Annotated in this window: 19 protein-coding genes and 1 tRNA gene; 12 read left to right on the top strand and 8 right to left on the bottom strand. The window is 64.3% G+C overall.

All coding sequences use genetic code 11. The features are described 5' to 3' along the window. Nucleotides 1-178: 178 nt before the first annotated feature. From ACY65G_RS13740 to ACY65G_RS13720, 5 genes are all read left to right on the top strand, one after another. Nucleotides 179-1,660 (top strand): hypothetical protein, encoded by a 1,482-nt coding sequence (locus ACY65G_RS13740; RefSeq protein WP_464997915.1) that lies wholly within the window; start codon nucleotides 179-181, stop codon nucleotides 1,658-1,660. 31 nt (nucleotides 1,661-1,691) lie between these two features. Continuing rightward, nucleotides 1,692-1,991 (top strand): protealysin inhibitor emfourin, encoded by a 300-nt coding sequence (locus ACY65G_RS13735; RefSeq protein ID WP_464997914.1) that lies wholly within the window; start codon nucleotides 1,692-1,694, stop codon nucleotides 1,989-1,991. A 187-nt stretch (nucleotides 1,992-2,178) separates the two neighbouring features. Further along, a complete protein-coding gene (gene fdxA / locus ACY65G_RS13730; protein ID WP_464997913.1) occupies nucleotides 2,179-2,502 on the top strand; it encodes a ferredoxin FdxA in 324 nt (107 codons plus the stop codon). Between the two features lie 86 nt (nucleotides 2,503-2,588). Then, nucleotides 2,589-3,656: an NAD(P)/FAD-dependent oxidoreductase gene (locus ACY65G_RS13725; RefSeq protein WP_464997912.1), complete on the top strand. Its 1,068-nt coding sequence runs from the start codon at nucleotides 2,589-2,591 to the stop codon at nucleotides 3,654-3,656. Nucleotides 3,657-3,907: 251 nt separating this feature from the next. After that, the gene (locus tag ACY65G_RS13720; RefSeq protein ID WP_464997911.1) at nucleotides 3,908-5,131 is read left to right on the top strand and encodes a polyhydroxyalkanoate depolymerase; all 1,224 of its coding nucleotides are present in this window, start codon (nucleotides 3,908-3,910) and stop codon (nucleotides 5,129-5,131) included. Between the two features lie 62 nt (nucleotides 5,132-5,193). Here the strand turns inward: ACY65G_RS13720 and ACY65G_RS13715 are convergent, their stop codons facing one another. After that, a complete protein-coding gene (locus tag ACY65G_RS13715) occupies nucleotides 5,194-6,003 on the bottom strand; it encodes a substrate-binding periplasmic protein (RefSeq protein ID WP_464997910.1) in 810 nt (269 codons plus the stop codon). A gap of 172 nt (nucleotides 6,004-6,175) precedes the next feature. Here ACY65G_RS13715 and rsxB point away from each other — a divergent pair, with 172 nt between their 5' ends. Further along, nucleotides 6,176-6,877 (top strand): electron transport complex subunit RsxB, encoded by a 702-nt coding sequence (gene rsxB, locus ACY65G_RS13710; RefSeq protein ID WP_464997909.1) that lies wholly within the window; start codon nucleotides 6,176-6,178, stop codon nucleotides 6,875-6,877. Beyond that, nucleotides 6,874-7,521 carry an endonuclease III gene (gene nth, locus ACY65G_RS13705; RefSeq protein ID WP_464997908.1) on the top strand — a complete coding sequence of 216 codons (648 nt, stop codon included), beginning with the start codon at nucleotides 6,874-6,876 and terminating at the stop codon, nucleotides 7,519-7,521. Before rsxB ends, nth begins: the two co-directional genes overlap by 4 nt. 208 nt (nucleotides 7,522-7,729) lie before the next feature. On the opposite strand, the gene proB is transcribed toward nth, so the two are convergent. The 4 genes from proB to rplU all read right to left on the bottom strand — a co-directional run bounded on the left by proB (nucleotide 7,730) and on the right by rplU (nucleotide 10,872). Continuing rightward, a complete protein-coding gene (gene proB / locus ACY65G_RS13700) occupies nucleotides 7,730-8,863 on the bottom strand; it encodes a glutamate 5-kinase (RefSeq protein ID WP_464997907.1) in 1,134 nt (377 codons plus the stop codon). Between the two features lie 195 nt (nucleotides 8,864-9,058). After that, complete coding sequence (gene obgE, locus ACY65G_RS13695) at nucleotides 9,059-10,168, bottom strand: GTPase ObgE (protein WP_130185980.1); 1,110 nt, start codon at nucleotides 10,166-10,168, stop codon at nucleotides 9,059-9,061. 89 nt (nucleotides 10,169-10,257) lie between these two features. Continuing rightward, nucleotides 10,258-10,521 (bottom strand): 50S ribosomal protein L27, encoded by a 264-nt coding sequence (rpmA, locus tag ACY65G_RS13690; protein ID WP_130185981.1) that lies wholly within the window; start codon nucleotides 10,519-10,521, stop codon nucleotides 10,258-10,260. Between the two features lie 39 nt (nucleotides 10,522-10,560). Continuing rightward, a complete protein-coding gene (gene rplU / locus ACY65G_RS13685; RefSeq protein WP_130185982.1) occupies nucleotides 10,561-10,872 on the bottom strand; it encodes a 50S ribosomal protein L21 in 312 nt (103 codons plus the stop codon). A gap of 209 nt (nucleotides 10,873-11,081) precedes the next feature. On the opposite strand from rplU, the gene ispB reads away from it, so the two are divergent. From ispB to ACY65G_RS13665, 4 genes are all read left to right on the top strand, one after another. Continuing rightward, complete coding sequence (gene ispB, locus ACY65G_RS13680) at nucleotides 11,082-12,065, top strand: octaprenyl diphosphate synthase (protein ID WP_464997906.1); 984 nt, start codon at nucleotides 11,082-11,084, stop codon at nucleotides 12,063-12,065. Nucleotides 12,066-12,216: 151 nt separating this feature from the next. Beyond that, nucleotides 12,217-12,912 carry a FadR/GntR family transcriptional regulator gene (locus ACY65G_RS13675; protein WP_464997905.1) on the top strand — a complete coding sequence of 232 codons (696 nt, stop codon included), beginning with the start codon at nucleotides 12,217-12,219 and terminating at the stop codon, nucleotides 12,910-12,912. Between the two features lie 258 nt (nucleotides 12,913-13,170). Further along, nucleotides 13,171-14,574 (top strand): glycoside hydrolase family 88/105 protein, encoded by a 1,404-nt coding sequence (locus ACY65G_RS13670; RefSeq protein ID WP_464997904.1) that lies wholly within the window; start codon nucleotides 13,171-13,173, stop codon nucleotides 14,572-14,574. A 10-nt stretch (nucleotides 14,575-14,584) separates the two neighbouring features. Then, nucleotides 14,585-15,817: a DUF4861 domain-containing protein gene (locus ACY65G_RS13665; protein WP_464997903.1), complete on the top strand. Its 1,233-nt coding sequence runs from the start codon at nucleotides 14,585-14,587 to the stop codon at nucleotides 15,815-15,817. 34 nt (nucleotides 15,818-15,851) lie between these two features. Here ACY65G_RS13665 and arsC read toward each other — a convergent pair whose 3' ends face one another. Further along, complete coding sequence (arsC, locus tag ACY65G_RS13660) at nucleotides 15,852-16,199, bottom strand: arsenate reductase (glutaredoxin) (RefSeq protein ID WP_464997902.1); 348 nt, start codon at nucleotides 16,197-16,199, stop codon at nucleotides 15,852-15,854. Between the two features lie 142 nt (nucleotides 16,200-16,341). On the opposite strand from arsC, the gene ACY65G_RS13655 reads away from it, so the two are divergent. Then, nucleotides 16,342-16,418 (top strand) — tRNA-Pro (locus ACY65G_RS13655). Between the two features lie 56 nt (nucleotides 16,419-16,474). On the opposite strand, the gene ACY65G_RS13650 is transcribed toward ACY65G_RS13655, so the two are convergent. After that, nucleotides 16,475-18,346, bottom strand: coding sequence for an ABC transporter ATP-binding protein/permease (locus ACY65G_RS13650; protein ID WP_464997901.1), 1,872 nt, complete (start codon nucleotides 18,344-18,346; stop codon nucleotides 16,475-16,477). 256 nt (nucleotides 18,347-18,602) lie between these two features. Then, nucleotides 18,603-19,901: an MFS transporter gene (locus ACY65G_RS13645; RefSeq protein WP_464997900.1), complete on the bottom strand. Its 1,299-nt coding sequence runs from the start codon at nucleotides 19,899-19,901 to the stop codon at nucleotides 18,603-18,605. Nucleotides 19,902-19,968: the final 67 nt, after the last annotated feature.

Below are 19,968 nucleotides of genomic sequence, written 5' to 3'. Positions count from 1 at the left end.
TTGCTCCGTTTGAAATACATCATCATTGTAAACCGGCAATGTCTGACCCATTCGCACGTAAGACGTTTGAGGCGGATCAAACTTGCGGCGCTCGCGCAGGAAGACCATCGATCCAGGTGCGGGAATTTCCTGTTGAATTTCCTGTTACACCGCGCGCGTGAAACCTGAGGAGATCGATATGGACCAGAAAGTGATCGTGCCGGGGCTGGAAGCGGTATTGACGACCCGCCCCGAGCTGCCTGTGGGATTCGTGCCCACGCCGTCCGCTCCCTACCGGCTGCACCGGAAGGTGGCCAAGCTGACCGAGCAGCCAGGCAGCCCGCGGCTGAAGACGGCACCCGGCGTGCCGCAGCGAGTGCCCGCCGCCTCGGCCGGCGCGCGCGTGCTGATGTGGAAGCAGGACCCTTCCGTGGACGACCTGGGCACCCGCAAGGCCTACCTGCATGGCGTGATCCTGGAAGGGCCGCGCGATGCGCGCATCGCTTCCGGCCAGCCGGGCATTGCCCCGGTCAGCCCGAACGCGTTCGGCGACTTCATCGCACCGCCGGACAGCGAACAGTTCGACGCCGTGCACACCTTCACCGTGGTGCGCCAGACGCTGACGATGTACCAGCGCGTGCTGGCCGCGGACGACAGCGGCGCCCTGCTGCCCTGGGCATGGAACAGCGGCAACAACACGGCGCCACTGCAGGTTTTCCCGCACGGCCTGCCGAACGTGATGAACGCTTATTACAGCCGCAACGAGCGGGCGTTGAAATTCGGCCACTTCATGCCGAACGGCGCGGCCGGGCGCATGTTCACGTGCCGCTCGTTCGACATCGTGGCGCATGAAGCGGGCCACGCGGTACTCGACGGGCTGAAGCCGCAGTGGATCCTGTCGTCCGCGCCGCCGCAGACGGGCGGCCTGCACGAATCGTTCGGCGACCTCACCGCGATCTTCCTGGCACTGTCGCAGATGGACCAGGTGGAAGCCGTGATCGCCCAGACCAAGGCCGACCTGCACGACAAGACCTTCCTGGCCGACATGGCCGAGGAGTTCGGCCTGGCGCTGGGCCGCAGCAATGGCCTGCGCAACGCCGACAACGACCTGACGCTGGAGGAAACGGGCGACCAGGTGCACGCGATCTCGCAAGTGTTCACGGGCGCCATGTACGACATCCTGGCCGACATGTTCTCGTTCGAACGCCAGCCGGGCCTGGAAGACGATGCCGCCGTGCTGCACCGCGTGGGCGGCTACCTGTGCAGCCTGACGCTGCGTGCGATCGTGGCGGCGCCGGACCGGGCCGCCACGTTCGTGGACGTGGTGAACCACCTGCTGCGCCTGGCCGAAGCCGACGGCAAGCCTGTCGAGTACCGCAACTTCATCCGCAACCGCTTCGCGCTGCGCGGCGTGGTCGATGTCGATCTCGCCACGTTCTCCGACGATGTGCCGGCCCATGCGAAACTGGCGCCGGTGCGCGACGACCGGCCGCAAGGGATGCAGGACCGCCGCGCCTGCTGCGGCACGATGAACAATGCGCAGTATTTCGACCTGGAGGATGTGCTGGAAGCGGAGCGGCAGGCGCTGGCGCGGTGGTGCCAGGGCTATGCGGCGCGCCAGCACCACCACGCGTCGCCGGCCGGCCCGTCCGGCAGCGACGACGTGGCGGTCAACAAGTGAAGGCGCAACGAGTGAATACCCTGGAGGAAACATGAAGATCACGGCCACCGGCGGCGGCGGTTTCGCCGGCATCACGCAGCGGCATGAAGTGGATACGTCGACCAGCCAGGCCGGCCCGGTGCTGGAGGCGGAAATGAAAACGGCACTGGCCTCCAGCGCGTTCTTCGCGGCGCCGCGCGACGCCGGCGAGGAACCGGTCGGCGCCGACATCCCGCGCTGGACCATCACGGTCGATGCCGATGGCGAGCGCCACAGCGTGAGTTTCGCCGAGGATGGCAACCCCGCCAATGCCCGCTGGCGGGCTTTGCTGGACCGCATTCTCGCCGCCTGAGCCCCTTGCGGGCGAGGTATCCGGGCGGCTGGCGCCGCGCGCCGGCAACGGCGCGCGGCGCATTTGCTTATATGTATTGTGTCTAAGCCTGAATTGTGAGAAAGGGAGAATTGCCCTAAAATACAGTGCTTTGCTGAAGTTGGGATTGTGTTATCGACCGCTTCGCACCAACATTGATAGGACTGCTATGACCCACGTTGTCACCGAATCTTGCATCGCCTGCCGGTATACGGACTGCGTCGATGTTTGCCCGGTAGATTGTTTCCGCGAAGGCCCGAATTTCCTGGCAATTGACCCCGACGAATGCATCGACTGCGCCGTGTGCGTGGCCGAATGCCCGGTCAACGCGATTTTCGCGGAAGAAGATGTGCCGTCCGACCAGCAGGATTACATCAAGCTCAACGCGGACCTGTCCCGCAACTGGCCTTCGATCACGAAGACCAAGCCAGCCCTGCCGGAAGCCGAGCAGTTCAAGGACGTCAAGGAAAAGCTCAACTTGCTGGTGCGCTAACGGCAGCTCCGCCGGCACCCTGCGCCGGGTCGATCGACTCCGCGTGCGCAGGCGTGCCCATTTGAATACACAGGATAGAAATCGTCATGAATATCGTCAGCACCCCTCCAGGTGGCTTCCATGAAACGGATGCCGTCATCATCGGCGCCGGCCCCGTCGGCCTGTTCCAGGTCTTCGAACTCGGCCTGCTGGAAATCAAGGCCCACGTGATCGATTCGCTGGCAGCCGTTGGCGGCCAGTGCGTGGAACTGTATCCGGACAAGCCGATCTACGATATTCCCGCGATTCCTTCCTGCACCGGCCAGGAGCTGACCGACGGCCTGCTCAAGCAGATCGAACCGTTCGGCCCCACCTTCCACCTGGGCCAGGAAGTGACCGTCGTGCACAAGCGCGAAGACGGCCGCTTCGACGTCGAAACGAGCCTGGGCACCAAGTTCATCACGAAGACCATCTTCATCGCCGCCGGCGTGGGTTCGTTCCAGCCGCGCACGATGAAAACCGAAGGCATCGAAGCCTTCGAAGGTTCGCAGGTGTTCTACCGCGTCAAGGATCCTTCGCAGTTCGAAGGCAAGAACATCGTCGTGTGCGGCGGCGGCGACTCCGCGCTGGACTGGGCGCTGAACTTCGTCGGCAAGGCCGAATCCGTGGTGCTGCTGCACCGCCGCGACGACTTCCGCGCCGCGCCCGCCTCCGTGGCAAAGATGAAGCAGCTGTGCGAAGACTATGAAATGCAGCTGATCATCGGCCAGGTGTCCGGCATCGAGCAAAAGGATGGCAAGCTGTCCGAACTGCGCGTGACCGGCGCCGATGGCGTGACCCGCCGCGTGCCGCTGGACATGCTGCTGGTGTTCTACGGCCTGTCGCCGAAGCTGGGCCCGATCGCCGAGTGGGGCCTGGACATCGAACGCAAGCAGCTGAAAGTGGTCTCCACCGAGAAGTTCGAAACCAATGTGCCGGGCATCTTTGCCGTGGGTGACATCAACACTTACCCAGGCAAGAAAAAGCTGATCCTGTCGGGCTTCCACGAAGCCGCGCTGGCCGCCTTCGGCGCCGCGCCTTATATCTTCCCGGACAAGAAGATCCACATGCAATACACGACGACGTCGCCTAAACTGCACAAGGTGCTGGGCGTGGAATCGCCGGTGTTCGATTAAGCATTGCCGAGGTTGGAATCTTACCGACCTCAGACCTGTCCTACAGAAAAGCAGCGGAAACGCTGCTTTTTTTGTTTCACAGGCACTATTATTGTAGGAAGCATGGGGGTTGAGATTTCATTTTGTTGCTGTTTTTCCTCTTTCTAGCAGCAATCTGAAAATGCTTTACGTCAAGAATAAACGGCCTATAATGGGCTTATGATTTCCGCGCTGCACATTATGAAGGCAGCGCATACGACCCGGGAACACCTATGCTTTACCAACTTCACGAGATGCAACGGACCTTCCTGAACCCACTGATGCAGTGGGCGGAGGCGTCATCAAAATTGTTCAGCAACCCGGTGTCGCCCCTGGCGCACACGCCGTTCTCGCAACGGATCGCCGCCGGTTACGAATTGCTGTACCGCCTCGGCAAGGATTACGAGAAGCCTTCCTTCGATATCGATACCGCTACCGTGGACGGCAAGCCGGTCTCGATCATCGAGCACGCCGCGGTCACCAAGCCATTTTGCCGCCTGATGCATTTCCGCAAGGACGTGCGGGAACCGCTGACCCAGCCGACCGTGCTGCTGGTGGCGCCGCTGTCCGGCCACCACGCCACGCTGCTGCGCGATACGGTGCGTGGACTGTTGCCGGAACACGACGTTTACATCACCGACTGGACCGATGCACGCATGGTGCCGCTGAACGAAGGCGCGTTCCATCTCGACGACTACATTTATTACGTGCAGGATTTCATCCGCCACCTGGGCCCTGACGTGCACGTGATTTCCGTCTGCCAGCCCACCGTGCCGGTGCTGGCCGCGATCTCGCTGATGGCGTCGAACAACGATCCGAAGCTGCCGAAAACGATGACGATGATGGGCGGCCCGATCGACCCGCGCAAATCGCCGACCGCCGTGAACAACCTGGCGATCGAAAAACCCTTCTCGTGGTTCGAGAACACCGTGATCTACCCGGTGCCGCCGAACTACCCGGGCTTCGGCCGCAAGGTCTACCCCGGCTTCCTGCAGCATGCCGGCTTCATCGCGATGAACCCGGGCCGCCATGCGCAGTCGCACCGCGAGTTCTACATGCACCTGGTGCGCGGCGACGACGAGCCGGCGGAAAGCCACCGCAAGTTCTACGACGAATACAACGCCGTGCTGGACATGCCGGCCGAATACTACCTGGACACGATCAAGACCGTGTTCCAGGAACACCGCCTGCCGAAAGGCACGTGGGAAGTGGGTGGCCAGCTGGTGCGCCCGCAGGACATCAAGAACGTGGCGCTGCTGACCGTGGAAGGCGAACTGGACGATATCTCCGGCGCCGGCCAGACCCAGGCCGCTCACGAACTGTGCAGCGGCATTCCGGCGGACATGCAGGAAGACTACGTGGTGCCGCAGGCCGGCCACTACGGCATCTTCTCGGGCCGGCGCTGGCGCGAACTGGTGTGCCCGAAGATCACCTCGTTCATCCGGCAGCACGCCTGAGCAAAGGTCTCCTCGAAGATTAGCCGCCCGATGGGCGGCTTTTTTTCGGCCCCGCCACGCCATCAATCCGCCGCCACCCCCACTTCGCCGATCCTGCGCCAGTACGCCTTCTCCACCTGGCCGAAATCCACCTTTTTTGCCGCGTCGTTGAACGCCCGCTGCTGCACCAGTCCCACCTGCGTGCGCTTGAAGCAGACGTGCACGGGACGTTCCGCGAACAGCCGTTCGTTGATGGCGATATGGCCCGGCTCTACTTGCGCGAAGCGCGTGGCCAGCAGGTGGCGCAGCACGCGCCGCTCGATCAGGATGGCGGGATAGCGCCGGGCCAGCAGCTTGCGCAGGTTCGTTTCGTCGTTGACGCCCTCTTCTGCCTCCAGGTGGCCCTGCTTGCGAAGCGCATCGAACTCTTCGCCGTTGGCGAAGCCGCTCACGGTACCGATGCGCACGCCGCGCAGGTCGGCCAGCTGGCCGGCACGCACGGGCTTGTCCTTCAGGTAGGCCAGCACGGTCAGCGTGTTGCCGATGGGTGTCGAGAAATGGCATAACCGTTCGCGCCCGGGTGTGCGCCAGACGGCGAGGAAGCCGGCATAGCGGGGATCCTTCAGGCCCAGCTCCATGGCGCGCTTCCAGGGGAAGTAATCGATCCGGGCCGTATAGCCGAGGCGGTCGAGCACATTGCGCAGGATCGCGCCGGACAGGCCGTCGTCGGGCAGCGCGTCGCTGACGAATGGCGGCCATTCTTCGGCGGCAAAGCGGATCGTTTGCGGCGTTTGCGCGGCGGCCGGGCCGATGGCGAGCACGGAACCGATGGCGAGCACAGAACCGGTGGCGAGCGCGCGCAGCACGGCGGCAAGCGGGTGGCGCGCGCTCATGCCGCAACGGTCTCCATCGGGGTCGGCTTTGCTTTTGACATGCATGCATGCTCCCACAAGGCGGCGGCAAAGCCAAGCGAAGCCTGCGGGCACGCCCGGCATGGCTGCACGGCCCGCCGCGAATGAAGGATAATGCGGTTTTGCCGTTGTTTGCAGCACTGTGACCAGCATCGTGACCCAACAAAAAACCCTCGCCGACCGCATCGAAGACGCCCTGCCGCAGACGCAGTGCACGAAATGCGGCTATGCCGGCTGCCGGCCCTACGCCGAGGCCATCGCGGCAGGCGAAGCGCGCATCAACCAGTGCCCGCCCGGCGGCCACGAAGGCATCGTGCGCCTGTCCGCGGTGACCGGCCATCCCGTCATCCCGCTCAACCCCGAAAACGGCCTGGAACGGCCGCGTGCCGTCGCGTTCATCGACGAGGCGCTGTGCATCGGCTGCACGCTGTGCATCCAGGCCTGCCCGGTCGATGCGATCATGGGCGCGGCCAAGCAGATGCACACCATCGTTCCCGAGCTGTGCACGGGTTGCGACCTGTGCGTGAAGCCATGCCCGGTGGACTGCATCGTGATGTATCCGGTAACCGAATCCACGGGCTGGGACGCCTGGTCGCAGCCCGAAGCGGATGCCGCGCGCGACCGCCACGATTTCCGCATTGCCCGCCTGAAGCGCGAACGCGACGAAAACGATGCGCGGCTGGCCGCGAAGGCGCAGGCCAAGATGGAAGCCGTCAACAACCTGGCGCCGGAAAACGATGCCGAGCTGGCCGAGAAGGAACGCAAGCGGGCGATCATCGCCGCGGCCATGGAACGCGCGCGCCTGAAGGCCGAAGCCGCGAAAGCCGCCGCGCAGGACAAGACACCGGAACAATGAACCCAGCCAAACGCCACGAAATCTTCCGCCGCCTGCGCGAAGCCAATCCGCACCCCACCACCGAACTCGAATACACGACGCCATTCGAATTGCTGATCGCCGTGCTGCTGTCGGCCCAGGCCACGGACGTGGGCGTCAACAAGGCCACCCGCAAGCTGTACCCGGTGGCGAATACGCCGCAGGCGATCCTGGACCTCGGCCTGGACGCCCTGGTCACGTATATCCAGACCATCGGCCTGTTCAACACCAAGGCGAAGAACGTGATGGCGACCTGCCGGATCCTCGTCGAACAGCATGGCGGCGAAGTGCCGCGCGACCGCGAGTCGCTCGAGGCGCTGCCCGGCGTGGGCCGCAAGACCGCCAACGTGGTGCTCAATACCGCGTTCGGCGAACCGGCGATCGCCGTGGACACGCACATCTTCCGCGTGTCGAACCGCACCAACCTCGCACCGGGCAAGACGGTGGACATCGTCGAACAGAAGCTGCTCAAATTCGTGCCGAAGGAGTTCCTGCAGGATGCCCACCACTGGCTGATCCTGCACGGGCGCTACACGTGCATCGCCCGCAAGCCGCAGTGCTGGAATTGCATGATCGCGGATTTGTGCGAGTACAAGGACAAGACGCCGGCGCCGGCGGTGGTTTAGGTTTTGGGTTTAGGGGTCTGTCCCCGCCAGTTATTCGCTCTGAACCCAGTCATCGGCATGGACCTAGGGGACTGACCCCGGTTTTTTGCATGCGTTGTGATCATGCATACAAAAACCGGGGTCAGTCCCCTCGATCAAATATAGTGACTAGGTTTGAAGACAACGACTGGCGGGGACAGACCCCTGTGGCTCAGCCGCCGCGGGGTTATTACAGCAGCACCAGGTTATCCCGATGAATCAGCTCGCGCCCCTCGACGAAACCGAGGATGGTCTCGATCTCGGATGAAGGCTTGCGCAGGATGCGCCGCGCTTCGCCGCTCGTGTAGTTGGTAATGCCGCGGGCGATGGGCACGCCCTTTTCGCTGATGCAGGTGATGACGGCGCCGCGGCCGAATTCGCCGCGCACTTCGAGCACGCCGATCGGCAGCAGCGACTTGCCTTCGCGCGACACCTTTTCCACGGCACCGCCGTCGATGACCACCTGCCCCAGCGTGTGCAGGTGATCGGCCATCCACTGCTTGCGCGCGGTGAGGTGGCCCGTCTGCGCCTGCAGCTCGGTGCCGATCGCCTCGCCCGCGGCCAGGCGCGTGAGCACGCCTTCCTCGCGGCCGAACGCGATCACCGTGTGCGCGCCGGACTTCGCCGCGCGTTTCGCGGCCAGGATCTTCGTCAGCATGCCGCCGCGGCCCAGGCTCGATCCGGCGCCGCCCGCCATGGCTTCCAGTTGCGGATCGCCGGCGATGCCGTTCGTGATCAAATAGGCCGCCGGGTCCTTGCGCGGATCGGCCGAGAACAGGCCGCGCTGGTCCGTCAGGATGATCAGCGCATCGGCTTCGATCAGGTTGGCGACGAGCGCGCCCAGCGTGTCGTTGTCGCCGAACTTGATCTCGTCCGTGACGACCGTGTCGTTCTCGTTGATGATCGGGACCACGCCCAGCGACAGCAGGGTCGTGAGCGTGGAGCGGGCGTTCAGGTAGCGTTCGCGGTCGGCCAGGTCGGCGTGCGTCAGCAGCACCTGCGCGGTGCCGATGCCGTGCGCGCGGAAGCTCGTTTCATAGATCTGCGCAAGGCCCATCTGGCCCACGGCGGCGCAGGCCTGCAATTCGTGGACGTCGGTGGGCCGGTGCTCGAACCCCAGGCGCAGCATGCCTTCGGCGATCGCGCCCGAACTGACGAGCACGACCTGCTTGCCCATCGCGCGCAGCGCGGCGATCTGGGAAGCCCAGCGCGCAATGGCTGCCTGGTCGAGGCCGCGGCCATCGTTGGTGACGAGCGACGAGCCGACCTTGACGATGATGCGGCCGGCTTTCTGGATGATCGATGTGGTGACGCTGGAATTCATGGCGCGGCAAATCTCTTTTCGGAATTGATCTGATGTATCGCCGGGCCGGTTGCCCTGCTTTGCCGCTGACGCCGGCCGATGCGCGGGTGGCAGACCGGGCCAGGTAACAGTTGGAAGAATTTTAACCGGTAACGGCGTTCTCCACCGAAGAACATAAGGAAAAGGCCCGCTAAGCGGGCCTTTTGTTAGTTCGACTCAGTCGAGAACCTTGAAGCGGGGATCGTCCGGATCGATCGACGAGATGCCGCGCGCCTCTTCCGTCATCTGCGTCTCCTCGGCGCGCTGCTCGCCATGGCGTTTCTCTTCCAGGTACTGGTAGATCGCCGTCACGAGTTCCTGCGTGCCATCGCGCGACAGCGCGGAGATTTCAAAGACCGGGCCCTTGAAGCCGAACTTCTTGACGAAGTCCTTCACGCGCTTGGCGCGCTCCGCTTCCGGCACCACGTCGAGCTTGTTCAGCACCAGCCAGCGCGGCTTGTCGACCAGCGCTTCATCGTATTTTTGCAGTTCCTTGACGAGCGCCTTGGCTTCCTTCACCGGGTCCACCGTCGCCTCGAACGGCGCGATGTCGACGATGTGCAGCAGCAGGCCCGTGCGCGACAGGTGGCGCAGGAACTGGTGGCCGAGGCCTGCGCCTTCGGCGGCGCCTTCGATCAGGCCGGGAATGTCGGCGATCACGAACGATTTTTCATGCGACACGCGCACCACGCCCAGGTTCGGGTGCAGCGTGGTGAACGGGTAGTCGGCGATCTTCGGGCGCGCGTTCGACACGGCCGTGATGAACGTCGACTTGCCGGCGTTCGGCATGCCCAGCAGGCCCACGTCCGCCAGCACTTTCAGTTCCAGGCGCAGTTGGCGGCGTTCGCCTTCCTTGCCTTCCGTCTTCTGGCGCGGCGCGCGGTTGGTCGACGTCTTGAAGTGGATGTTGCCCCAGCCGCCCTCGCCGCCCTTGGCGAGCAGTTCGACCTGGCCATGTTCGGTCATGTCGGCGAGGATCTCGCCGCTCACGTCGTCGATGATCAGCGTGCCGACCGGCATGCGCAGCGTGATGTCGTCAGCGCCCTTGCCGTAGCAGTCCGAGCCGCGGCCCGGTTCGCCATTGGAAGCCCGGTGCATCTTGGAATAGCGGTAGTCGACGAGCGTGTTGACGTTACGGTCGGCCACGGCCCAGATGGATCCACCCTTGCCGCCGTCGCCGCCATCGGGGCCGCCGAACGGACGGAATTTCTCGCGCAGGAAAGAGGCGCAGCCGTTTCCGCCGTCGCCGGCGATGACTTCGATACGTGCTTCGTCGATGAACTTCATGATTACCGCCTGAAAATGAAAAAGGCTCCACCGTGGGCAGAGCCTTTAGTTTCGAAAGGCTTGCGCCTTAAGTCACTGTACTGTCCGGATTACTGAGCAGCCGGAACGACGGTGACGAACTTGTTGCTGCCAGCGCCCTTGGTCACGAACTTGACCACGCCGTCGACCAGTGCGAACAGGGTGTGGTCCTTGCCGGTGCCCACGCCTTCGCCGGCGCGAACCGGGGTGCCACGCTGGCGGATGATGATGCCGCCGGCATTGATCGTTTGACCGCCGTAAACCTTAACGCCCAGGCGCTTTGATTCGGAATCGCGGCCGTTGCGGGTAGTACCGCCACCTTTTTTGTGTGCCATTTAATGCTCCTTGATTGAGACTGATTCGGATAACAGCGATTAGCCGTTGATCGAAACGATTTGGATTTCGGTGTAGTTCTGGCGATGGCCCTGGTGCTTCTGGTAGTGCTTACGACGGCGCATCTTGAAGATCTTCACCTTGTCGTGACGACCTTGGGAAACCACTTTCACGAGAACCGTTGCACCTTCAACCAGTGGAGCACCAAACTTGATGCTGTCGCCCGCGCCAACGGCGAGGACTTGATCGATGGTGAGTTCGGAACCAATGTCAGCAGGTATCTGTTCTACTTTGAGTTTTTCGCCAGCGACAACTTTGTATTGCTTGCCACCGGTTTTTATGACCGCGTACATGATTTGAAACCTCATCAAATGTTAAGAAAATTCCCTCCCTCGAACGCCCAAACGGACCGGGCGGAGGCCAGAGAACCAACGATTATACATGCAAGGCAAATAGACGTCAAAAAGTATTCACAAAGCCAAGCGCTCGTGGTATGTCGGCAACGTGCAGCGTGCATGTCGTATAATCGCGGCACTTCAAACCCGACCGAAGCAGGCTTGCCTTGTCCACCCAACCAACCAGCCAGAATCACATCATCAGCACCATCGCGGCCGACATGGAAGCCGTCAACGGCGTGATCCGCCAGCGACTGCATTCCGAGGTGACACTGGTCAACCAGATCGCTGAATACATCATCAGCGCCGGCGGCAAGCGCATTCGTCCGGTACTGGTCCTGCTGGTGGCGAACGCCTACCGATACGAAGGCCCGGCCCACCACGAACTGGCGGCGGTGGTCGAATTCATCCATACCGCAACGCTGCTGCATGACGACGTGGTCGACGAGTCGTCGCTGCGCCGCGGCCGCGCCACGGCCAATGCGCTGTTCGGCAATGCCGCCTCGGTGCTGGTCGGGGATTTCCTGTACTCGCGTTCGTTCCAGATGATGGTTTCGCTGAACAATATGCGCGTGATGCAGATCCTGTCGGACGCCACCAACGTGATCGCCGAAGGCGAAGTGCTGCAGCTGCTGAACATGCACGACCCGGACGTTTCCGAGGAAAGCTACCTGAAGGTGATCCGCTCGAAGACGGCCAAGCTGTTCGAGGCGGCGGCCGAACTGGGCGCGCTGGTGGCCGGCGCTAGCGACGAACAGATTTCCGCGGCCGGCGAGTACGGCCGTTCGCTGGGCACCGCGTTCCAGCTGATCGACGACGTGCTCGATTACGCGGGCGACGCCACCGAGATCGGCAAGAACGTCGGCGACGACCTGCGCGAGGGCAAGCCCACGCTGCCGCTGATCTACCTGATGGAAAACGGCTCCGGGGAACAGCGCCAGCTGGTGCGCTCGTGCATCGAGACGGGCGACGAGCAGCATTTCGACGCCGTGCTGGCCGCCATCACCTCCAGCGGGGCGCTCGACTACACGCGCCGCGCCGCCGTCGCGCAGGCCGACCGCGCCACCGCCGCGCTGGCCAACATGCCGGAAGGCCGCCACAAGGAATCGCTGCTGCAACTGGCCCGTTTCGCCGTCGACAGGACGCACTGATCATAGCCAGCGGGGCGCACGGCCTGCCGGCCTGGCGGGCGCGCCACGCAAGATGGTGATCGTTTCCACTCGCATGCCACAAAGCCGCGGGCCGCTGCCCGCATTGGCTGGAACACAACTATAATCGGCGTTCCACAGAGGACATCCACCCATGAAAAAGAATTCCGCAAACGGCGAGACCCCTGCCGCAGAACCGCGGCTGTACCGCGTCGTTGCCGGACGCGTGCAGCAGATGATCCAGGACGACAAGATCGGCCCCGGCGAACGCCTGCCCGCCGAACGCGAGCTGGCTGCGCGGCTGTCCGTCAGCCGGGCTTCGCTGCGCGAGGCATTGATCGCGCTGGAACTGGGGGGCGTGGTCGAAGTGCGCGGCGGATCCGGCGTCTACGTATGCGAACAGCCGTTGCCGGCGGACGTGCCGGAAACGGGCCCCGGCCCGTTCGAAGTACTGGCCGCGCGCCGCATGATCGAATCCGAGATCGCCGCCATCGCCGCCAAGGCCGCCACCGGCGCGGCCGTCGACGCGATCCTGAAAGCGGTGGAAGAGATGGAACGCCACCACGAAGACCGCGCCAGCAACGAAATGGCCGACCGCAACTTCCACCTGGCGATCGCCCGCGCCACCGGCAACACCGCCCTCGTCGGCGTGATCGAATACCTGTGGAACAACCGCGGCTCGCTGTGGCACAAGCTCAAGGAGCACTACCAGACCGAGGAACTGCGCCTGCAGACATTGCCGGACCACCGCAAGATCCTCGAAGCCATCGCCGCCCACGACCCCGCCGGCGCCCGGCACGCCATGCGCTCGCACCTCGAGCGCGTTACGCGCACGTTCTCGCGCGGGTAACGCCCCCCTTCCGCACTTCCTGTAGAGCTCGTGTCCCGGTGCCTGGCACGGGGACACGAGCTCGGCCACAATTCAAGCGCATCACGCCTGGCCTTCGCTGGCGCCCTTGCGCCATCCCTTCCTGCTGAGCCCGTGTCCCCGTGCCAGGCACGGGGACACGGGCTCGGCCACAGAGTGTGGTCGCCCACCTTGCTTAACTGGCCAGACCAATCTAGAATGGCCTGACCAAAAAGCCACGCCAACCCTGACGGAGACAAGGTGAAGAACTCGACCAAACTGCTGGCCGCCCTGGCCTGCTGCACGCTGCTGGGCACCGCCCATGCCGAAGGCCCCTTCCGCAACCCGGACAACAAGAACCTCAAGGATGTATCCGAGGGCACGTATCCGGTCCCCTACAAGATGCCGGTGGTAGCCGAGATCACGGAACAGCTGAACCGCATCCGCGCCTACATGGACCACGCCACGCCGACCCGCGTGGTCAACAAGAAGACCGGTGCGCCGATCACCGACTTCAAGACGCCGGTGGCCGATGCGGCCTTCGCCGAGGCAGCGGGCGACTACGGCATCATGGTCTACGAAATGGGCGTGGTGCACGCCGGCCTGCTGCGCGCGGCCGAAGCCACCGGCGACAAGAACTTCACCGCGATGACGAAGCGCCACTTCGACTTCTTCGGCCAGACACTGCCCTACTTCCGCGCGCAGGAATCGAAGTTCCACCTGGAGCGCCAGAACAGCTTCGCGCGCTTCATCGATCCCCGCTCGCTGGACGACACCGGCTCCATGTGCGCCGCGCTGATGCGCGCGAAGGCCGCGAAAATCGGCCCGGACCTGAAGTGGATGATCGACAGCTGCAACGACTGGGTGGCGAACAAGCAGTTCCGCCTGGCCGACGGCACGATGGCCCGCAAGCGCCCGCAAGCTGTCTCGCTGTGGGGCGACGACATGTACATGAGCATTCCCGCGCTGGCCGAGGCCGGCCGCATGACGGGTGAACGCAAGTACTTCGACCTGGCCGTGGCCAACGTGCTGGGCATGTCCGAGCGCCTGTACAACCCGCAGCTGAACATCTTCACGCACGGCTGGCACGAGCACGTGCCGAATTCGCCGCGCTTCTACTGGGCCCGCGCGAACGGCTGGGCGGTACTGGCGATGAGCGACCTGCTCGACGTGCTGCCGAAGGACCATCCGGGCTACGACAAGGTGCTGAACCAGCTGAGGAGCGCCATCAAGGGCATCGCCGAACTGCAGTCCGGTACCGGCCTGTGGCACCAGATGATCGATCGGAACGACTCGTACCTGGAAACGTCCGCGTCGGCCATGTTCACCTACGTGATCGCCCACGCGATCAACCAGGGCTGGATCAGCCCCACCACGTATGGCTCGATCGCGCAGGCCGGCTGGGTGGGCCTGACCACGAAGATCAACGACAAGGGCCAGGTCGAAGGCACGTGCGTGGGCACCACTCTCGCATCGGACCAGATCTACTACTACAACCGCCCTGTCAGCGTGCACGCGCTGCACGGCTACGGCCCGGTGCTGCTGGCCGGCGCGGAAATGATCAAGCTGCTGAAGAACCCGAACGTGAGCGTCGAGTACAAGCTGCGCACCTATCATTACCAGCCGAAGGACGGTGGCAAGACCGACTACCGCGAACATCAGTGAAAGGATGAACATGACCCGCTTCCCCCGCCAACTGGCGACCCTCTCCGCCCTGCTGCTGGCAGCCGCCGTGGCCCCATCGATCGCCAGCGCGGCAGCCCTGCGCGTGACGCTGTCGCATGACCTGGACAGCGCCCGCCCGTCCGAAACGGTGACGGTGCCATGGAAGGAGGTGAATGCCGCCCTGCCCGGCGCGCTGATCCAGCGCATCGTGGTCAGGGATGCGGGCGGGAAGGCGGTACCGTTCCAGGTGACGAACGTGGCGCCGCAGGCGAAGGATCCACAGAACGTGGGCGCCGCTTATGGTGAACTGATCTTCCAGCACAGCTTCAAGGCCGGCGAGAAAAGCGCCACGTACACGGTGGAGAAGTCCGACGCGATCGCGCCGGTCTTCCCGCAGCAGACGACGGCGCGCTACATCCAGGAGCGCCTCGACGACTTCGGCTGGGAAAACGACAAGCTGGCGCACCGCACCTACGGCCCCGCGCTGATGGCGCCGGCGGCCCCGGGCAGCGGCAAGGAAGTGCTGCAGACGTCCGGCCTGGACCTGTGGTTCAAGCGCGTGCCGTATCCGATCGTCGACCGCTGGTACAACAAGGGTCATGACCATTACCACAAGGACGAAGGCGAAGGCATGGACTTCTACAACGTCGGCAAGTCGCGCGGTGCCGGCGGCACCGGCGTGTGGGATGGCAAGGCGCTGCACGTGTCGGCCAACTACGCCGGCTGGAAGGTGCTGGCCAACGGCCCGATCCGCTCGATCTTCGAGCTGCGCTACGACAGCTGGGACGCGGCCGGCACGTCCGTCACCGAAGTAAAACGCTTCACGGTGGACGCGGGCCACCAGCTCGACCGCATCGACAGCACGTTCGAGTTCAAGGGCCCGTCGTCGCTGACGGTGGCCGTGGGCCTGAACAAGACCCCGACCGACAAGGGCGAGAACGGCGTGGTCGACGTCAAGCGCGACAAGGCGACCGGCACGCTGCTGCAGTGGATCGAGCAGCGCAGCAAGGGCGCCTTCGGCATCGCCGTGATCCTGCCGGGCGCGCAGGACTTCACGGACGATGCGCTGAACAACCTGGTGCTGGCACAGGTGAAATCCGGCGAGCCGCTGCGCTACTACGCGGGCGGCGCCTGGAGCGGCGCGAAGGAGATCACGACGGCGGCGCAGTGGCAGTCGTACGTGGCCGACTTCGCGAAGCGCGCCGCGCACCCCGTCAAGGTCGGGCTGCAGACGCAGCCCTGACCATGAAGGCCGGCACCGCCGGCCTTTTTCTTTGCTAGAGGATCTCGTGCACGATGGCGGGCGGCCGGCACAGCCGCACGCCCTTGTCGGTCACCACGAACGGCCGGTTGATCAGCGACGGGTTCGCATTCATCGCATCCAGCAGCTGGTCATCCGTCAACGCCGGGTCGGCGAGGTTCAGCTGTTCGTACACTTCCCCCTTGTCGCGCATCGCGGCGCGCGGCGACAGGCCCGCGCGGACGATGATGTCCGCCAGCTCGGCGCGCGTGGGCGGGTTCTTCAGGTAGTCGACGATCACGGGCTCGATGCCCGCCTCGCGGATCAGCGCCAGCGCACCGCGCGAATTGCTGCAGGCGTTGTTGTGGTAAATGGTGACGGCCATGGAAAATCCTCGGTCATGTTGACGAGGCGGGATCATAACGGAACCAGCTACGCAAAGGCCCGCCGGCATGGCGGCAGCGAAAAATTACCGCTGAGATAGTTGCCATAATCCCTGAAATCTGGTCTAATAATGCCTCACCAGTCGGGGTGTAGCTTAGCCCGGTAGAGCGCTACGTTCGGGACGTAGAGGCCGGAGGTTCGAATCCTCTCACCCCGACCAAGAATTTCATGCAAAACAGCAGACCTTTGGTCTGCTGTTTTGCTTTGGGCTGCTTGTTATTCCGCCACTGCCACCTCGGCCACTTTGGCCAACTGTACTGCCTGTCCCGCCTGTCCCCTCGCCCCACCAGCAGGCGATACCACAACCGGCTCATCGAACTGGTAATCCCCCGCCGCCAGCACCTCCCAGCACCCCTCCCCCTTCAAATGCAGCACATGGGTGTGATGCCGCAGCACCGCCGGCCGGTGCGCAATGCTGATCAAGGTCGTCCCGCTTTCCCGCAAGCGTCCATACAGCGAGGCTTCGTTGCCGCAGTCGAGCGCGCTGGTCGCCTCATCCAGGATGACGATGCTCGGGCCGTGCACCAGCACGCGGCCGAACGCCAGGCGCTGCTGCTCGCCGACGGACATCAGCTTGGCCCAGTCCTGCACCGCATCCAGCCCGCCGACGCGTTCGGCCAGGTCGGGCAGGTGAACCTGCTCGAGGATGGCCAGCAGTTCCTCGTCGGCCAGATCCGAATGCGCACTTGGGTAGATCAGCTGGCTGCGCAGCGACCCGTGCTGCAGGTAGGGTTGCTGCGGCAGGAAGAAGAAATCTTCCATCGGCGGATGGTGGATCGTGCCGCTGCCCGTGTCCCACAGGCCGGCGATCGCGCGCAGCAGCGAACTCTTGCCGCAGCCGCTGTCGCCGGTGATGAGCAGGGCGTCGCCGGGCTTCAGCGCCAGTGACAGTTCCTTGATCAGCACCCGTTCGGATTGGGGTGGATGCAGCGTGAGCGCTTCCAGCGACAGATGCTTGCCCTGGCGCTTCTCGATGCGCGGGTGCTTGTTGTCGGCATCGGCATCGGCCGTCGGCGCCGCGCCCGGCAGCACGAGGTTCGACAGCGCCTGCAGCCGGCCGATCCCCGCCACGAAACGGCTCAGGCTCTCGAAATTGTCGACGATGATGCCCACCGCCGTGAGCACGGCGGTGAACGCGCCCGCCGCCTGGATGGCCCGCCCCACTTCCAGTTCGCCCGACAGCACGCCGTCGGCCAGGATCACGAACGGCAGCACCAGCGTGAGCTGGCTGAACGTGCGCTGGAAGAAGTTCAGGTTGCGCTGCTTCTTGATCAGCCGGGCGAAATTATGGATCACCTTCTCGAACTTGCTGTTGATATGCGCGCGCTCCTGCGCCTCGCCGCGGTAGAAGGCGATCGATTCGGCATTCTCGCGCAGGCGCATCAGGCTGAAACGGAAATCCGCCTCGCGCCGCAGCTGCCAGAAATTCAGGTGGATCAGCGGGGTGCCGAAGATGTAAAGGGCGATACCCGTGCCCACCAGCGCATACACCGCCAGCACACCCACCAGCACATGGGAGATCGACCACAGCACGGCGCTGAACGCCACCAGCTGCATGATCGAGCCCAGGAAGATCAGCAGGAAGTGCGTGGACCTGCCGGTGAACGTGTTGATATCCTCGCTGATGCGCTGGTCGGGGTTGTCGATCTCGCCGTCCGATTGCAGCGCATAGTATTTACGGCGCTTCAGGTAGCCATCGAGGAAACGGCCCGTGAGCCAGCGCCGCCACTGGTTGGCGAAGAGATCGCGCATGTAGTAATAGAAGGCATAGATCGGAATTGCGAACGCCAGGATGATGAGGCAGGTCCGTACCGAATCCCAGAACCGGCCGCCGCTTCTGGCGGCCAGTGCCGAGGTCATCTCGCCGGCCTGGTCGTTCAGCATGACCGCCAGCTGGGTCTCCACCAGCATCAGGCCGATCAGCAGCGCCAGCAGGAGCCAGGCCTGCTTTTTCTGGTCTCCCTGCCAATAGGGCTTTGCCACGCTGAGGAACTGTTTCCATGCCTCGATCGACAGGGGTGCGGCACGCTGTCTCTTTTTTGGTGCCGGCGTATCGTCGATCGCGGCTTTGGTCTTTGCGGTGCTCATTTCGATGCTTCCAGTAATTGGCCAGGGTGCGGACGTGCTACCTGAGCCATACCTGCAGCATACGAGCCGGAATGGAATCATTCGGTGCGGAAACGGACATAACAACCCAAATCGTTTCCTTGGAAAAAAAGCGACACTGTCTGATGCGGCTGCGCGGCAGGCACGCAACGACCCGGCGCGGCAAGGCACCTGCAGCGCGCGCATTACGTCGGCAAGGCACTGCCGCAAATCAGCCGACCGCCTGACCTGCGCTCGTCTACATTGCCTGCCCTGCGTGCTCCGGGATCGGCCGCACCACCAGGAACAGATAGGACATGGCGCCCAGGAAGGCGATGCCGGCCCCGGTCAGCAGCGCCGGCACGAACGACCACGTTTGCGCGATATAGCCGGTCAGCAGAGGCGCCAGCGCGCCGCCCAGGAACCCGCCGAAATTCTGCAGCGCGCCCAGCGAGCCCACGCCGCTCGGCGGTGCCACCACGGTGGCGAGCGACCACGCACAGGCCGAGGAAGCGTTGGCGAGGAAGATCACGATGGAGATGCAGGCCACGGCCACCACATTGCTTTCGGCCAGCGCCGCCGGGATCGTGAAAGCCACCATGCCCAGCGTGGCCACCACGACCGCGTTGCGGCGGCCCGCCACCTTCGATGTCGATGCCCGGGCCACGCGATCCGAAGCCCAGCCGGCCACCAGCGCGCCGGCGAAACCGCACAGGAACGGGATCGACGCGGCGATACCCGCGTAGGCCAGGTCCATGTGGCGCTCCGTGCGCAGGTAGCCCGGCAGCCATGTCAGGAACACCCAGTTCAGGTACACCGAGCCGAAGAAGCCCAGCATCATGCCCCACGTGGCGCGGTAGCGGAACAGTGCCCGCCAGGCGGCAAAGCCGGCCGCCGGCGCGGCCTTGCCGGCGTCGTCCACTTCGAGATAGGCGCGTTCCTCGGCGGTCAGCTGCTCGCGCACGGGATCGCGATAGACCGCGATCCACACGACCGCGGCAACGATGCCCAGTGCGCCGGTGACGAAGAACGCCCAGTGCCAGCTGGTGGCGGCGATCAGCGGCGGCAGGCACAGGGGGGCCAGCGCCACGCCCAGCGGCGACGCCGAATTGAAAACGCCGGTGGGCGTACCGCGCGAGCGGGCCGGGAACCAGTTGGTGACGACCCGCGCGGCCGCCGGGAATTGCGGAGCCTCGCCGATGCCCAGGGCGATCCGCACGAGCAGGAACCAGCCGAACGTGGAAGCCAGTCCGCCCGCGGCCTGCGCCAGCGACCACAACACGAGGCCGCTGCCGAGCAGCCAGCGCGGTCCCACCTTGTCGACGAGGGCGCCCACCGGCAACTGGCACAGCGCATAGCTCCACGAAAACGCCGACAGCAGCACGCCCATCTCGCCCAGCGACAGGCCAAGGTCGGCGCGGATGTATTCGTTGGCCACGGCCAGCGTGGCGCGGTCCAGGTAATTGATGACGCCGCAGACCACGAGCAGCACGAGCGAGATGGCCTGGCTGCGGCGGATACGGGGCGGAATGGTGGCCGGGGCCGGGTGATTGCGCATGGTCGGATGCAGCCCGTGCCCTGCCCCGGGGCGACAGGCCGGCTGCCTGTGAAAGAAAAATGGACGG

Source organism: Pseudoduganella sp. jia 12, from assembly GCF_055502675.1.
This window is presented reverse-complemented; position numbering and strand designations above follow the sequence as displayed.

What these genes read in the sequence shown, in the direction of transcription:
- ACY65G_RS13740 (WP_464997915.1), top strand. Translation starts at nt 179, where the DNA reads ATGGACCAGAAAGTGATCGTGCCGGGGCTGGAAGCGGTATTGACGACC.
- ACY65G_RS13735 (WP_464997914.1), top strand. Translation starts at nt 1,692, where the DNA reads ATGAAGATCACGGCCACCGGCGGCGGCGGTTTCGCCGGCATCACGCAG.
- fdxA (WP_464997913.1), top strand. Translation starts at nt 2,179, where the DNA reads ATGACCCACGTTGTCACCGAATCTTGCATCGCCTGCCGGTATACGGAC.
- ACY65G_RS13725 (WP_464997912.1), top strand. Translation starts at nt 2,589, where the DNA reads ATGAATATCGTCAGCACCCCTCCAGGTGGCTTCCATGAAACGGATGCC.
- ACY65G_RS13720 (WP_464997911.1), top strand. Translation starts at nt 3,908, where the DNA reads ATGCTTTACCAACTTCACGAGATGCAACGGACCTTCCTGAACCCACTG.
- ACY65G_RS13715 (WP_464997910.1), bottom strand. Translation starts at nt 6,003, where the DNA reads ATGAGCGCGCGCCACCCGCTTGCCGCCGTGCTGCGCGCGCTCGCCACC.
- nth (WP_464997908.1), top strand. Translation starts at nt 6,874, where the DNA reads ATGAACCCAGCCAAACGCCACGAAATCTTCCGCCGCCTGCGCGAAGCC.
- proB (WP_464997907.1), bottom strand. Translation starts at nt 8,863, where the DNA reads ATGAATTCCAGCGTCACCACATCGATCATCCAGAAAGCCGGCCGCATC.
- obgE (WP_130185980.1), bottom strand. Translation starts at nt 10,168, where the DNA reads ATGAAGTTCATCGACGAAGCACGTATCGAAGTCATCGCCGGCGACGGC.
- rpmA (WP_130185981.1), bottom strand. Translation starts at nt 10,521, where the DNA reads ATGGCACACAAAAAAGGTGGCGGTACTACCCGCAACGGCCGCGATTCC.
- rplU (WP_130185982.1), bottom strand. Translation starts at nt 10,872, where the DNA reads ATGTACGCGGTCATAAAAACCGGTGGCAAGCAATACAAAGTTGTCGCT.
- ACY65G_RS13675 (WP_464997905.1), top strand. Translation starts at nt 12,217, where the DNA reads ATGAAAAAGAATTCCGCAAACGGCGAGACCCCTGCCGCAGAACCGCGG.
- ACY65G_RS13665 (WP_464997903.1), top strand. Translation starts at nt 14,585, where the DNA reads ATGACCCGCTTCCCCCGCCAACTGGCGACCCTCTCCGCCCTGCTGCTG.
- arsC (WP_464997902.1), bottom strand. Translation starts at nt 16,199, where the DNA reads ATGGCCGTCACCATTTACCACAACAACGCCTGCAGCAATTCGCGCGGT.
- ACY65G_RS13650 (WP_464997901.1), bottom strand. Translation starts at nt 18,346, where the DNA reads ATGAGCACCGCAAAGACCAAAGCCGCGATCGACGATACGCCGGCACCA.
- ACY65G_RS13645 (WP_464997900.1), bottom strand. Translation starts at nt 19,901, where the DNA reads ATGCGCAATCACCCGGCCCCGGCCACCATTCCGCCCCGTATCCGCCGC.